Source organism: Rugamonas sp. GW822-FHT03B10 (assembly GCF_058801745.1).
Genome location: NZ_JBXANP010000004.1, coordinates 146,603 through 159,584 on the forward strand (window position 1 = coordinate 146,603; position 12,982 = coordinate 159,584).

At 65.8% G+C, this 12,982-nt stretch carries 10 protein-coding genes; 6 read left to right on the top strand and 4 right to left on the bottom strand.

Annotation, left to right across the window (positions count from 1 at the left end; translation table 11 throughout):
• Nucleotides 1–2: 2 nt before the first annotated feature.
• Nucleotides 3–1,241: a bifunctional glutamate N-acetyltransferase/amino-acid acetyltransferase ArgJ gene (gene argJ / locus AC1RQG_RS08700; protein ID WP_493130322.1), complete on the bottom strand. Its 1,239-nt coding sequence runs from the start codon at nt 1,239–1,241 to the stop codon at nt 3–5.
• Nucleotides 1,242–1,633: 392 nt separating this feature from the next.
• Here argJ and AC1RQG_RS08705 point away from each other — a divergent pair, with 392 nt between their 5' ends.
• From AC1RQG_RS08705 to AC1RQG_RS08725, 5 genes are all read left to right on the top strand, one after another.
• Nucleotides 1,634–2,854, top strand: a complete 1,221-nt coding sequence (locus tag AC1RQG_RS08705; RefSeq protein ID WP_493130324.1) for a porin — start codon at nt 1,634–1,636, stop codon at nt 2,852–2,854.
• Between the two features lie 23 nt (nt 2,855–2,877).
• Nucleotides 2,878–3,276 carry a type 2 periplasmic-binding domain-containing protein gene (locus AC1RQG_RS08710; protein WP_493130326.1) on the top strand — a complete coding sequence of 133 codons (399 nt, stop codon included), beginning with the start codon at nt 2,878–2,880 and terminating at the stop codon, nt 3,274–3,276.
• 271 nt (nt 3,277–3,547) lie between these two features.
• Nucleotides 3,548–4,756 (top strand): porin, encoded by a 1,209-nt coding sequence (locus AC1RQG_RS08715; RefSeq protein ID WP_493130328.1) that lies wholly within the window; start codon nt 3,548–3,550, stop codon nt 4,754–4,756.
• A 13-nt stretch (nt 4,757–4,769) separates the two neighbouring features.
• Nucleotides 4,770–5,177: a type 2 periplasmic-binding domain-containing protein gene (locus AC1RQG_RS08720; RefSeq protein WP_493130330.1), complete on the top strand. Its 408-nt coding sequence runs from the start codon at nt 4,770–4,772 to the stop codon at nt 5,175–5,177.
• 88 nt (nt 5,178–5,265) lie between these two features.
• Nucleotides 5,266–7,266 carry a sensor histidine kinase gene (locus AC1RQG_RS08725; protein WP_493130332.1) on the top strand — a complete coding sequence of 667 codons (2,001 nt, stop codon included), beginning with the start codon at nt 5,266–5,268 and terminating at the stop codon, nt 7,264–7,266.
• An 87-nt stretch (nt 7,267–7,353) separates the two neighbouring features.
• On the opposite strand, the gene secA is transcribed toward AC1RQG_RS08725, so the two are convergent.
• The gene (secA, locus tag AC1RQG_RS08730) at nt 7,354–10,119 is read right to left on the bottom strand and encodes a preprotein translocase subunit SecA (protein ID WP_493130334.1); all 2,766 of its coding nucleotides are present in this window, start codon (nt 10,117–10,119) and stop codon (nt 7,354–7,356) included.
• 269 nt (nt 10,120–10,388) lie between these two features.
• Here secA and AC1RQG_RS08735 point away from each other — a divergent pair, with 269 nt between their 5' ends.
• Nucleotides 10,389–10,874 carry a hypothetical protein gene (locus AC1RQG_RS08735; RefSeq protein WP_493130336.1) on the top strand — a complete coding sequence of 162 codons (486 nt, stop codon included), beginning with the start codon at nt 10,389–10,391 and terminating at the stop codon, nt 10,872–10,874.
• 11 nt (nt 10,875–10,885) lie between these two features.
• On the opposite strand, the gene lpxC is transcribed toward AC1RQG_RS08735, so the two are convergent.
• Both lpxC and AC1RQG_RS08745 read right to left on the bottom strand, forming a co-directional pair.
• Entirely contained in the window at nt 10,886–11,821 is a 936-nt protein-coding gene (gene lpxC / locus AC1RQG_RS08740; protein WP_493130338.1) for a UDP-3-O-acyl-N-acetylglucosamine deacetylase, read from the bottom strand.
• Between the two features lie 54 nt (nt 11,822–11,875).
• A complete protein-coding gene (locus tag AC1RQG_RS08745; RefSeq protein ID WP_493130340.1) occupies nt 11,876–12,718 on the bottom strand; it encodes a DMT family transporter in 843 nt (280 codons plus the stop codon).
• Between the last annotated feature and the right edge of the window lie 264 nt (nt 12,719–12,982).

Consider the following 12,982-nt stretch of genomic DNA (forward strand, 5'->3'; position numbering starts at 1 on the left):
GATCAGGAACGGTAGTCGGCGTTGATGGTCACGTAGTCGTGCGACAGGTCGCAGGTGTAGACGGTGGCGGCGGCCGCGCCGCGCGCCAGCTTGACGCGCACCGTGATCTCGCTTTGCGACATCACGCGCTGGCCGTCCTCCTCCTTGTAGTCGGGATTGCGGCCGCCATCCTTGGCCACCCACACGTCGTCCAGGTAGAGGTTGAGGCGGCTCACGTCGAGGTCGTCCACGCCGGCGTAGCCGATGGCGGCCAGGATGCGGCCCAGGTTGGGGTCGGACGCGAAGAACGCCGTCTTGACCAGCGGCGAGTGGCCGATCGAGTAGGCGATCTTGCGGCATTCGGCCACGTCCTTGCCGTCCTCCACCGTGACGGTGATGAACTTGGTGGCGCCCTCGCCGTCGCGCACGATCGCCTGCGCCAGGAACAGCGCCAGGTCGGTCACGGCGGCCGCCAGTTGCGCGTACTCGGGGCTGTCGACGGAACTGACCTCCAGCGTGCCGGCGCCGGTGGCGATCAGCATGAAGGAATCGTTGGTCGAGGTGTCGCCGTCGATGGTGATGCAGTTGAAGCTGAGGTCGGCCACCTGCTTGACCAGCACGTCCAGCACGGGCTGGGCGACCTTGGCGTCGAACGCCAGGAAGCCGAGCATGGTCGCCATGTTGGGCTTGATCATGCCGGCGCCCTTGCTGATGCCCGTCAGCGTGACCGCGTGGCCGGCCACGTCGACCCGGCGCGAGGCGGCCTTGGGCTGGGTGTCGGTGGTCATGATGGCTTCGGCCGCATTGAACCAGTTGTCGGCCCGCAGGCCGGCCACGGCTTGCGGCAGGCCGGCCACGATCTTGTCGACCGGCAGTTGCTCGAGGATCACGCCGGTCGAGAACGGCAGGATCTGCTGCGCCTCGCAGCCGAGCAGGCCGGCCAGCGCGGCGCAGCTGGCGTTGGCGGCGGCCAGGCCGGCCTCGCCCGTGCCGGCGTTGGCGTTGCCGGTGTTGACCATCAGCGCGCGGATCGGCTTGCCGCCGGCCTGCGCGGCCGCCAGGTGGGCCTTGGCCACCTGCACCGGCGCGGCGCAGAAACGGTTGAGCGTGAACACCCCGGCCACCGTGGCGCCCGGCGCCACCTGCAGCACCAGCACGTCCTTGCGGTTGGGCTTTTTGATGCCGGCTTCGGCGTAGCCGATGGCGACGCCCGCGACGGGCTGGAGGTCGGCGGCGAGGGGCTTGGGGGAGTTGACGGCCATGGTATGTTCTCGTGCTAGGGATGGAGGGAAAAAGGTAGCCGCTATTGTAATCCCTCGCGCGCGAAATGTTGGCGCGCCGTGTGGCCGCCGGCGCGGCCAGGGCGCCGCCGGCCGGGCGCCGCCATCGACCGCCGGCCACCGGCCGGAACATGATAAAAATACATGCCATATCAATAATTTATTGATCCCGCAGCGGAATGCGGCGGCTTTTAAGCCGGAAAAACGACAAAAAAATAGAACACTCATTCTATTTCCCTCTTGAACAACAGATGCCATGCGGAAATTCGTCTAATGTGACGCCTGCGTGCGCTACAAGCGTGCCGCGACCGACAGGCGTACTGCGCCATACGACAGAGCGCCGAGAACAATAAAGAACCCAACGGAATCCAAGAATGAAAAAACAACTGTTATTAGCAAGCATCCTGGCCGCCTTCGGCGCGTCGACCGCGCAAGCGGGCACGCTGGGCGATGGCGACCTGAGCATCAGCGGCTTCGGCACGCTGGGCGTGGCCAAGAGCAACACCGACCAGGCCCAGTTCGCCCGTTACAACCAGGCCGAAGGCGTCGGCGACAAGGCCCGCATCGGCCTCGACAGCAACCTCGGCCTGCAGGCCACGTACAAGTTCAACGACCAGCTGTCGGGCACGGTGCAGGTGCTGACCCGCAAGAACACCAGCCCCACCTTCACCACCGACCTGACCTGGGCCTTCCTCAAGTACAAGCTCAGCGATGAACTGAACGTGCGCGTCGGCCGCGTGGTGGTGCCGACCTTCCTGATCTCGGACTACCAGAACGTGGGCTACGCCAACACGATGATGCGTCCGCCGATCGAACTGTACGGCCAGAACACGCTCGAGAACGTGGACGGCGGCGACGTCAACTACCAGCACGCCTTCGGCGACGTCAACTTCACGGCCCAGGCCTTCGCCGGCGTCAGCCGCGGCAAGCTGTTCATCCCGACCGGCGCCGGCTCCGTGGCCACCTACCGCGCCCCGGCCGGCGGCATCACCCTGGCCGCCGAATACGGCCCGTTCCAGTTGCGCCTGGCCCACGCGCGCGCCAAGCTGACCACCAACGACCTGACCCCGGTCAACAACCTGACCAACCTGCTGACCAAGGTCGGCTTCCCGGCCCTGGCCAACGACCTGAGCCTGACCCCGGGCAAGAAGATCGCGTTCACCTCGGTCGGCCTGACCATGGACTGGAACAACATCCTGCTGCAATCGGAGTACGCGCAGCGGCGCGACAAGGACGCCGTGTACGTGCCCGACACCAACGCCTGGTACGCGCTGGCCGGCTACCGCGTCGGCAAGGTGCTGCCGTACTACGCCCACGCGGCCGTCACCGGCGCCGGCAGCTCGGTCACCGTGCCGGCCACGCTGCCGGCCAACAGCCCGCTGGGCGCGACCGTGCGCGGCCTGCTGGTGTCCACCGAGCAAAGCTCGGACCTGATCGGCGTGCGCTGGGACTTCGCCAAGAACGTGGCGGCCAAGTTCCAGGTCGACCGCGTCAAGCCGAAGGTCAAGTCCGGTTCGCTGATCTTCGTCCAGCCGGCCGCCGGCATCACCAACAGCGTGACCGTGGTTGCGGCCGCGCTTGACTTCGTATTCTGATCGGGAGCCCTTCGATGAAATCCATGATGACTTCTTTGCTGCTGGCCGCCCTGGCCGCGGCTGCGCTGCCGGCCTCGGCTGAAACCGTTGTGATCGTCAGCCAGAAGAACCCGGCCACGCGCATGTTCTCGGAACAGGCGGCCCAGTTCTTCCTCGGCAAATCGACCATGTTCACCCCCGTCGACCAGGCCGAAGGCTCGCCCATCCGCGCCGAGTTCTACCACAAGGTGGCCGACAAGGACGCGGCCCAGGTCAAGGCCATCTGGTCCAAGCTGGAGTTCACCGGCAAAGGCACGCCGCCCAAGGAGTACCACTCCGACGCGGAAGTGCGCAAGGCCGTGGCGGCCGACCCCAAGGCCATCGGCTACATCAGCAAGGCGGCCGTCGATGACAGCGTGAAAGTGATCCTGACGCTGCCGTAAGCGCCGCGGCGCTTGCCACACAACGCCCGGCCCCGAGCCGGGCGTTGTCTTTTCCAGAACGCGGTCGCGCTGATTTTGTCCTGGACGGCGCTGAAAAAACCACAGTTTTCACACCGGGGCCGCAATTCGACACATTCTAGATTTATGCCTCAAGGAAATTCGTCTAAGGTAACACCTAAGCGGACATGGCTGCGGCAGCGATCCTGAGCACACCACATCCGCAAGCACCAGACAAGAATTTCTCGACGTAAGAGACAACAAGAGGGGACTTATGAAGAAACTCGTTATCGCAAGTGCATTATTCGCGGCATTCGGCGGCGCCCACGCGGGCGCGCTGGACGACGGCAATCTCACCATCGGCGGCTTCGGCACGCTGGGCGTGGCCCGGGCCGACACCGACAAGGCGCAGTTCACCCGCTACAACCAGGCCGAAGGCGTGGGCGACAAGGCCCGCATCGGCCTCGACACCAACCTCGGCCTGCAGGCCAGCTACAAGATCAACGACCAGCTGTCGGGCACGGTGCAGGTGCTGACCCGCAAGAACACCAGCCCCACCTTCACCACCGACCTGACCTGGGCCTTCCTCAAGTACAAGATCAACGACGAGCTGAACGTGCGCGTGGGCCGGGTGGTGATCCCGACCTTCCTGATCTCGGACTACCAGAACGTGGGCTACGCCAACACGATGATGCGGCCGCCGATCGAGATGTACGCCCAGGATCCGATCGAAGGCGCCGACGGCGCCGACTTCAATTACCAGCACGCGTTCGGCGACACCAACTTCACGGCCCAGGGCATCGTCGGCGTCAGCCGCGGCAAGCTGGTGCTGGCCGGCGCCAACACCGTGGCCACCTACCGCGCCCCCGTGCTCGGTCTGAGCGTGGCCGTCGAGCACGGCCCGGTCACGCTGCGCGCGGCCCACGTGGAAGCCAGGATGAGCAGCAACGACGTGGCCCCGCTGAACCAGCTGCAAGGCGTGCTGACCAAGGTCGGCTTCCCCACGCTGGCCTATGACCTGGGCGTCAACAACACCAAGAAGGTGGCGTTCACGGCCGTGGGCGCCCTGCTGGACTGGAACAACATCGTCGGCCAGGCCGAATACGGCATGCGCCGCGCCAAGGACCCGGTCTACATCCCCGACAACAACGCCTGGTACGCGATGGTGGGCTACCGCATGGGCAAAGTGCTGCCCTACTACGCGCACTCGGCCATCACCCAGCATGGCCGCTCGGTGACGCTGCCGGCCGGCTTCCCGCCCGCCGGCGCCCTGTTCGCCACCGTCGACAGCCTGCTGACGTCGGCCGAGCAGACCACCGACCTGATCGGTGTGCGCTGGGACTTCGCCAAGAACGTCGATCTGAAGGTCCAGCTCGACCGCGTCAAGCCGAAGACCAAGACCGGCACGCTGATCAACGGCCCGGCGGCGGGATTGAAGGACACGGTCAACGTGGTGGCCGCTTCGCTCGACTTCGTGTTCTGATGGGGGGGATGCCATGAAACTGCTGATCCAAGCCTCCCTGCTGTGCGCCCTGTCCGCCACCGCCCTGTCGGCCGGCGCCGAAACCGTGGTGATCGTCAACAAGGCCAATCCGGCCACGCGCATGTTCTCGGAGCAGGCGTCCCAGTTCTTCCTGGGCAAATCGACGATGTTCACGCCGATCGACCAGGCCGAGGGCTCGCCCATCCGCGCCGACTTCTACCACAAGGCGGCCGACAAGGACCCGGCCCAGGTGAAGGCGATCTGGTCCAAGCTGGTGTTCACCGGCAAGGGCACGCCGCCCAAGGAGTACAGCTCCAACGCCGAGGTCAAGAAAGCCGTTGCTGCCGATCCCAAGGCAATCGGTTATATTGACAAGTCGGCAGTGGATGATACCGTCAAGGTCATCCTGACCCTGCCGTAAGAGCCGGCGTCATCCGCGCCCGCGCCCCGTTCCGGGAGCGCGGGCGCTGTCTCGTCCGGCGTCGATTGGCTGGCAAGGGAGGCAAGTGTTGAGTCTATCGCTGCGCGCGAAATTTCTGCTGCTCAGTGCCGTGGTGCAGGCGCTGGTGGTCGGTCTGCTGATCTGGAACAGCCTGCGGCTGATGGACGGCGCCGTCAGCAAGAACGCGGAACGGGTGGCCCATGAGTACGCCGTCACCCTCAATCTGTCGCTCGGCCCCTACGCCACGCGCGGCAAGCTGGCCGAGCTCAGCAACTATCTGGCCGAGATGCTGGCCGATCCCAACGACAGTTACCTGCGCTACTTGGTCGTGCTCGACGCCGAGCGCCGCCCCCTGCTCGAGGTGGGCACGCGCGCGCCCACCCTGCCGTTCGCGCTGGCCGCCAACCGCGGGCTGCAAGGCCAGACCGTGCGCACCTACGACGACGGCCACACCCTGCACGCGCGCACCCCGCTGCTGCTGCAGGACAACAAGGTCGGCTCGCTCAACTTCGGCCTGTCCACGCGCGACCTGCAGCAGTCGCGCGACGAGGTGATGTGGCAGGGCGGCGTGATCTCGCTGGCCGGCCTGGTGCTGGGCGTGGCCCTGTTCTACCTGTTCACCCACGGCATCGGCAAGCGGCTGCAGGCGCTGACGGGCCAGACCCGCCAGCTGGCGCCGGGCCTGGAGGCCGTGGCGCCGCAGGCGCCGCGCCGCGAAGGCGACGAGATCGACCAGTTCTCGCGCTCGCTGAACGCGATGAGCGCCGCGCTGCGCCAGCGCGTGGCCCAGCTCGAACAATCGCAGCAGCGGCTGTCCGAATCGGAGGCGCGCTTCAAGACCCTGTTCGACATGGCGCCGCTGCCGCTGAGCGTGACCGATTTCGACGGCCACATCATCGCCGCCAACCAGGCGCTGACGCGCACCTTCGGCCACCCCGTCGGCGACCTGATCGGCAAGCGCTCGGACCAGCTGTCGTTCTGGGCCAGCATGCGCGAGCGCGACCGCCTGTGGGACATCTTCCTGCGCGACGGCAGCGTGCAGGGCGACGTGGCCGGCGTGCTGCTGCCCGACGGCAGCGTGGGCAGCGTGGCCATCTGGTCCTCGACCCTGGTGCTCGACGGACGCCAGGCCATCATCTGGGCCCTGCTCGACCTGACCGAGGAGCTGAACGCCAAGCGCGAACTGAAGGACCTGAACGTGTCGCTCGAGAGCCGGGTCAGCGAACGCTCGGCCGCGCTGGAGCGGGCCAACGCCGACCTGAGCGCCGCGCTCGACACGCTGCGCCAGACCCAGCACGAACTGCTGGCGTCGGAGAAGATGGCCTCGCTCGGCTCGCTGGTGGCCGGCATCGCCCACGAACTGAACACGCCGATCGGCAACAGCCTGCTGGCCTCGACCACGCTGGGCGACCGCGTGCACGCGTTCGACGCGCTGGTGGCCGGCGGCAACCTGCGCCGTTCCGAACTGCTGCAATACCTGGACGAGGTGCGCCTGGCCAGCGAGCTGATCTCCGGTTCGCTGCGCAAGGCGGCCGACCTGATCTCGTCGTTCAAGCAGATCGCCGTCGACCAGACCAACGACCAGCGGCGCGAATTCGACCTGGCCACGGCCGTGCACGACACGGTGGCCACCTACATGCCGCGGCTGCGGCGCGCCGGCTGCGCGGTGCGCATGGCCGTGCCCGAGGGCATCAAACTCGACTCCTACCCGGGCGGCCTGTACCAGATCCTCAACAACCTGCTCAACAACGCGCTGGCGCACGCGTTCGAGCAGCGCGCCAGCGGCCACATCACGATCGAAGCGGGCGCGGCCGAGGACGACATGGTGGACCTGGTGTTCAGCGACGACGGCGCCGGCATGACGGAGGACGTGCTGCGCCACGTGTTCGACCCCTTCTTCACCACCAAGATGGGCCAGGGCGGCACGGGGCTGGGCATGAACATCGTCTACAACATCGTCACCGGCGTGCTGGGCGGGCGCATCGCCATCGACTCCACGCCCGGCACCGGCACCACCGTCCACATCACGATCCCGCGCGAGGCCCCCCAGCGCGACGCCGCCCGCTAAGCAAAACAAAACCGGGGTCAGGTCATGAGTTCACGCAACTTGCGTGAATTCATGACCTGACCCCGGTTTATTTGCCGCCGACGCGGATCAGGCCAGCTTGCCGTGGCAGGCCTTGTACTTCTTGCCGCTGCCGCATGGGCATGGATCGTTGCGGCCCACCTTCACGCCCATGTTGAGCAACGGTTCGCCGGTGGCCGGTTCGGCGTTGGCCGCGGGCGCCAGCAAGTCCTCGGGCGCCGCGTTCGGGTTGAAGTCGGCGTGCTGGTAGTGCACATTGCCCACGTGCGGCTGCTGCAGGGCAGCCTCGGCCGCGTCGATCTCCTCGCGCGACTGGATGCGCACCGTCATGATCAGGCGCACCACTTCGTTCTTGATCATGTCCAGCATCTGGCCGAACAGCTCGAACGCTTCGCGCTTGTACTCCTGCTTGGGGTTCTTCTGCGCGTAGCCGCGCAGGTGGATGCCCTGGCGCAGGTGGTCGAGCGCGGCCAGGTGCTCGCGCCAGTGGCTGTCCACGCTTTGCAGCATGACGTTGCGCTCGAAGCCGCCGAACGCCTCCTTGCCCACGATGTCGATCTTGGACTGGTACAGCGCGTCGGCCGCGGCCAGCACACGTTCGAGGATGTCCTCGTCCGTCAGGTTCTGCTCCGATTCGAGCATGGCGCGCAGCGGCAGTTCGATCTGCCACTCGGCCGCCAGCGCCGCCTCCAGGCCCTTGATGTTCCACTGCTCTTCCACCGACTCGGCCGGCACGTATTCGCGCACCATGTCGGTGAAGGCGCCGTGGCGCAGCGACTGGATCAGCTCGGCGATGTCGACGCTCTCCAGCAGCTCGTTGCGCTGCTGGTAGATGACCTTGCGCTGGTCGTTGGCGACGTCGTCGTATTCGAGCAGTTGCTTACGGATGTCGAAGTTGCGCGCCTCGACCTTGCGCTGGGCCGACTCGATCGAACGCGACACGATGCCCGCCTCGATCGGTTCGCCTTCCGGCATCTTCAGGCGGTCCATGATGGCGCGCACGCGGTCGCCGGCGAAGATGCGCAGCAGCTGGTCGTCGAGCGACAGGAAGAAGCGCGAGGAGCCGGGGTCGCCCTGGCGCGCGGCACGGCCGCGCAGCTGGTTGTCGACCCGGCGCGACTCGTGGCGCTCGGTGCCGACGATGTGCAGGCCGCCGGCCGCCACCACCTGGTTGTGCAGCGCCTGCCAGCCGTCGCGCAGTGCCTGCGCCTGGGCCGCCTTGTCGGCGTCGCTCAGCTCGGCGTTCGCCTCGATGACGCGGATCTGCCCCTCCACGTTGCCGCCCAGTACGATGTCGGTGCCGCGACCGGCCATGTTGGTGGCGATGGTGATGGCCTTGGGACTGCCGGCCTGGGCGATGATCTCCGCCTCGCGCGCGTGCTGCTTGGCGTTCAGCACGTTGTGCGGCAGGCCGCCCTTGGTCAGGATGCCCGACAGCAGCTCGGAGTTCTCGATCGAGGTGGTGCCCACCAGCACCGGCTGGCCGCGCTCGTAGCACTCGCGGATCTCCAGCATCATGGCGTTGTACTTCTCGGCCGACGACTTGTACACCTGGTCGTGGCGATCCTTGCGCTGCGATGGACGGTTGGGTGGGATGACGACCGTCTCCAGGCCGTAGATCTCCTGGAATTCGTAGGCTTCCGTGTCGGCCGTGCCGGTCATGCCGGCCAGCTTGCTGTACATGCGGAAGTAGTTCTGGAACGTGATCGAGGCCAGGGTCTGGTTCTCGTTCTGGATCTTGACGCCTTCCTTGGCCTCCACCGCCTGGTGCAGGCCGTCGGACCAGCGGCGGCCCGTCATCAGGCGGCCCGTGAACTCGTCGACGATGATCACTTCGTTGTTCTGCACCACGTAGTGCTGGTCCTTGAAGTACAGCGCGTGCGCGCGCAGGGCCGCGTACAGGTGGTGCACCAGCGTGATGTTGGCCGAGTCGTACAGCGAGGCGCCCTCGGGCAGCAGGCCCATCTTGGTCAGGATCGCCTCGGCCTTCTCGTGGCCGGCCTCGGTCAGCAGCACCTGGTGCGCCTTCTCGTCCTTGGTGTAGTCGCCGGGGACTTCGACCTTGCCCTTGCCGTCCGGGGTTTCCTCGCCGATCTGCTGGGTCAGCAGGCGCGGCACTTCATTGATCTTGTAGTACAGGTCGGTGTGGTTCTCGGCCTGGCCGGAGATGATCAGCGGGGTGCGGGCCTCGTCGATCAGGATCGAGTCCACCTCGTCGACGATGCCGAAGTTCAGCACGCGCTGGACGCGGTCGCGGGCCTCGAACACCATGTTGTCGCGCAGGTAGTCGAAGCCGAATTCGTTGTTGGTGCCGTAGGTGATGTCGGCGTTGTACGCGGCCTGCTTGGCGGCGTGCTCCATCTGCGACAGGTTGATGCCGGTCGTCAGGCCCAGCCAGCCATACAGCTTGCCCATGGTGTCGGCGTCGCGCTGGGCCAGGTAGTCGTTGACGGTCACGATGTGCACGCCCTTGCCGGCCAGCGCGTTCAGGTAGGCCGGCAGCGTCGCCGTCAGCGTCTTGCCCTCGCCCGTGCCCATCTCCGCGATTTTGCCGTAGTGCAGAACCATGCCGCCGATCAGCTGCACGTCGAAGTGGCGCATCTTGAACACGCGCTTGCTCGCTTCGCGGCAGACGGCGAACGCCTCGGGCAGGATCGCGTCCAGCGACTCACCGTTGGCGATGCGTTGCTTGAAGGCGGGCGTCTTCGCTTGCAGCTCGGCATCCGACAGCTTTTCAATGACAGGCTCGAGCGCATTGATCTCGCGTACCGTTTTTTGGTATTGCTTGAGCAGCCGCTGGTTGCGGCTACCGAAAATCTGGGTCAGTAATGACATGCTTGAATTCTTGAAAAAACGCCGTTAAAAAAAGCTCTGTTGGTGAAAGTTGCCTTACCGCACGGAGTTCGACTATGGCAAAAGACGATGATTTTATCATGCGCAGTCGTCCACATTGGGGTATTGGCCTGTATAACAATAGCCCAAATCAGAACAATGCCACAAAATCAACACATTTTGTGGGCGCGTAGCCGAGGGTAGCGCGCAATTGCTGCATGGCCGTGACAGCGGCAGGCACGGATGGGCCGGCTTGTGATATGTTTCGGCCCATGCGATTCAACTCCTCCAACCTGTCCCTGAGGCGACCCACGGCCGTCGGCGCCACCGATTTCCTGCGGCGCGACGACAAGATGGCCGCGCTGCTGCCGGCCATCGAGCGCATGGCCTCGCTGCAGCGCGACTGCGCGGCGGCCCTGCCGGCCATGTTCCAGTACGTGGAAATCCTGTCGTTCGAGGACGGCCAGTTGCTGCTGGCCACGCCCAACGCGGCGCTGGCGGCCAAGCTCAAGCAGCAGGTGCCCAAGCTGCAGGAGACGCTGGCCCGGCGCGGCTGGCAGGTGGCGGCGGTCAAGCTGCGGGTGCAGATGGTGAAGGCGGCCGAGATCAAGGAACAGATGCGGGCGCTGTCGCTGCCCGAGGCGGCCGTGGCCGCGTTCGACGAGCTGGGCCACACGCTCGAGCAGACCACCCACAACGCCGGCCTGATCGAAGCGCTGCAACGGATGGTGGCCCGCCGCCGCCAGGGTGGCGGCTAGGGCAAAAAATCTTAAGTTAGCGCCCACTCACGCGCCATCTGGCGCAGATACGACGGTGGCGCCGCCTCGTTGGTGTCGAACGAGACGATCTCATACGCTTCCGGATGCTTGAGCAGCTCCAGCAGCAGCTGGTTGTTGAGCGCGTGGCCGGACTTGTGCGCCTCGTAGCTGGCCAGCAAGGGATGGCCTACCAGGTACAAATCGCCGATGGCGTCCAGGATCTTGTGGCGCACGAATTCGTCGTCGTAGCGCAGGCCGTCCGAATTGAGGATGCGGTACTCATCCATCACGATGGCGTTTTCCAGCGAGCCGCCGCGCGCCAGGCCTATGCCGCGCAGCATTTCCACGTCCTGCATGAAGCCGAAGGTGCGCGCGCGCGCCACGTCGTGCACATACGACACGTCGCCGAAATCGACCTGGGCCCGCTGGCTGGTGCCATCGACGGCCGGGTGGTTAAATTCGATGAAAAAGTCTAATTTAAAACCGTTGTAAGGCGACAACCGCGCCCATTTTTCCTTGTCGCCGACGCCATCGCGGATCTCGACCGGCTTCAGCACGCGGATGAATTTCTTGGCCGCCGGCTGTTCCTGCACGCCCGCCTGCTGCAACAGAAACACGAACGACGAGGCCGAGCCATCCATGATGGGGATTTCCTCGGCGCTCACGTCGATGTACAGGTTGTCGATGCCCAGGCCGGCGCAGGCCGACATCAGGTGCTCGACCGTGGACACGCGCGCGCCATCCTTGACCAGCACGGACGCCATGCGGGTGTCGCCCACGGCCATGGCGCTGGCGGGGAAATCGACGATGGGATCCAGGTCCACGCGGCGGAACACGATGCCCGTATCGGGCGCGGCCGGGCGCAGGGTCAGCTCGACCTTGGTGCCGGAATGCAGGCCCACGCCGGTGGTGCGGACCAGTTGTTTGATGGTGCGTTGTTTAAGCATCCCGCGATTATAGCGAAGTTGGGCCAGCCACGTTTCCGCCCTGTTGCCCGCCAATCACGGATGTTCCGCCTCCGCATGCACGGCCTCATGCCGCACCAGGTAGATGCCGCTGGCCACGATGATCAGCGCGCCGAGCACCGTGTAGCCGTCCGGCAGCGTGTGCCACAACAGCCAGTCGATGGCCACGCCCCAGGCCAGGGCCGAGTATTCGAACGAGGCCACGGTGGAGGCCTTGCCCTTGCTGAATGCCTCCGTGATGGCCAGCTGGCCGAAGAAGCCGCTCAGCGCCAGCGCCACCAGCACCAGCCAGTCCTCCTGCCGCACCGGCACCCAGACGCCGGCCGCCATGGCCAGCCCGCCGGCGGCCATGATCAGCAGATACCAGAACATCATCGATTCGCTGTTGTCGGTGCGGGCCAGCACGCGGCTGGCGATGGCCGACACGGCGTAGCAGGCCGCCGCCCCCAGAATCGACAGGCCGCCGACCGACAGGAAACCCGTCCCTTCCGGCCGCAGCACCACCAGCACGCCGATCATGCCGACCACAATGGCGGCCCACTGGGCGCGGCCCACCTTCTCCTTCAGCACGAACACGGACAGGGCCGCGATCAGCGACGGCGCGATGAAGAAGATCGAATACGCCTCGGCCAGCGACAAGTTGCGCAGGCCGAACGCGAACATGGTCAGCATGCCGATGCCGAGCGCGCCACGGAACAGGTGCATGGACCAGCGCACATGGAGGATGCGCGCGAACGCGCCCCTGTAAGCCATGTAGGCGCACAGCAGCGGCAGCGAGCACAGCGCGCGCAAGGCCGTCACCTGCATGGCCGGGTAATGGGCCGACAACACTTTCATGGCCGTGTCCATCAGCGAGAACATGGCCACGGCGATCAGCATGGCGTAAATGGCGTGCAGGTTTTCCCTGCGGGAGACGATGACGGCGGACAGGGCGGGCCTCTTGAATAACGGTGGCCGCTGCGATGGTGGGACGCGGCCGCATGGAACGTCATCATGGCGACGTCCAGAGCCAGCAGCGGCGGCGTGTGGCCAGCGCTCCGGGAAATTATAGCAAGGAGGAAATATTTTTGCTGGGCGCGCCGGCGCCGTGGCGGTGCCCGGTTGCGCAATTTGCCCACATTCAACCCGATTGCTGCTGTATGG

Excerpts from the sequence above, each read along its gene's own strand:
- argJ (WP_493130322.1), bottom strand. The coding sequence starts at position 1,241 with ATGGCCGTCAACTCCCCCAAGCCCCTCGCCGCCGACCTCCAGCCCGTC.
- AC1RQG_RS08705 (WP_493130324.1), top strand. The coding sequence starts at position 1,634 with ATGAAAAAACAACTGTTATTAGCAAGCATCCTGGCCGCCTTCGGCGCG.
- AC1RQG_RS08710 (WP_493130326.1), top strand. The coding sequence starts at position 2,878 with ATGATGACTTCTTTGCTGCTGGCCGCCCTGGCCGCGGCTGCGCTGCCG.
- AC1RQG_RS08715 (WP_493130328.1), top strand. The coding sequence starts at position 3,548 with ATGAAGAAACTCGTTATCGCAAGTGCATTATTCGCGGCATTCGGCGGC.
- AC1RQG_RS08720 (WP_493130330.1), top strand. The coding sequence starts at position 4,770 with ATGAAACTGCTGATCCAAGCCTCCCTGCTGTGCGCCCTGTCCGCCACC.
- secA (WP_493130334.1), bottom strand. The coding sequence starts at position 10,119 with ATGTCATTACTGACCCAGATTTTCGGTAGCCGCAACCAGCGGCTGCTC.
- AC1RQG_RS08735 (WP_493130336.1), top strand. The coding sequence starts at position 10,389 with ATGCGATTCAACTCCTCCAACCTGTCCCTGAGGCGACCCACGGCCGTC.
- lpxC (WP_493130338.1), bottom strand. The coding sequence starts at position 11,821 with ATGCTTAAACAACGCACCATCAAACAACTGGTCCGCACCACCGGCGTG.
- AC1RQG_RS08745 (WP_493130340.1), bottom strand. The coding sequence starts at position 12,718 with ATGCTGATCGCCGTGGCCATGTTCTCGCTGATGGACACGGCCATGAAA.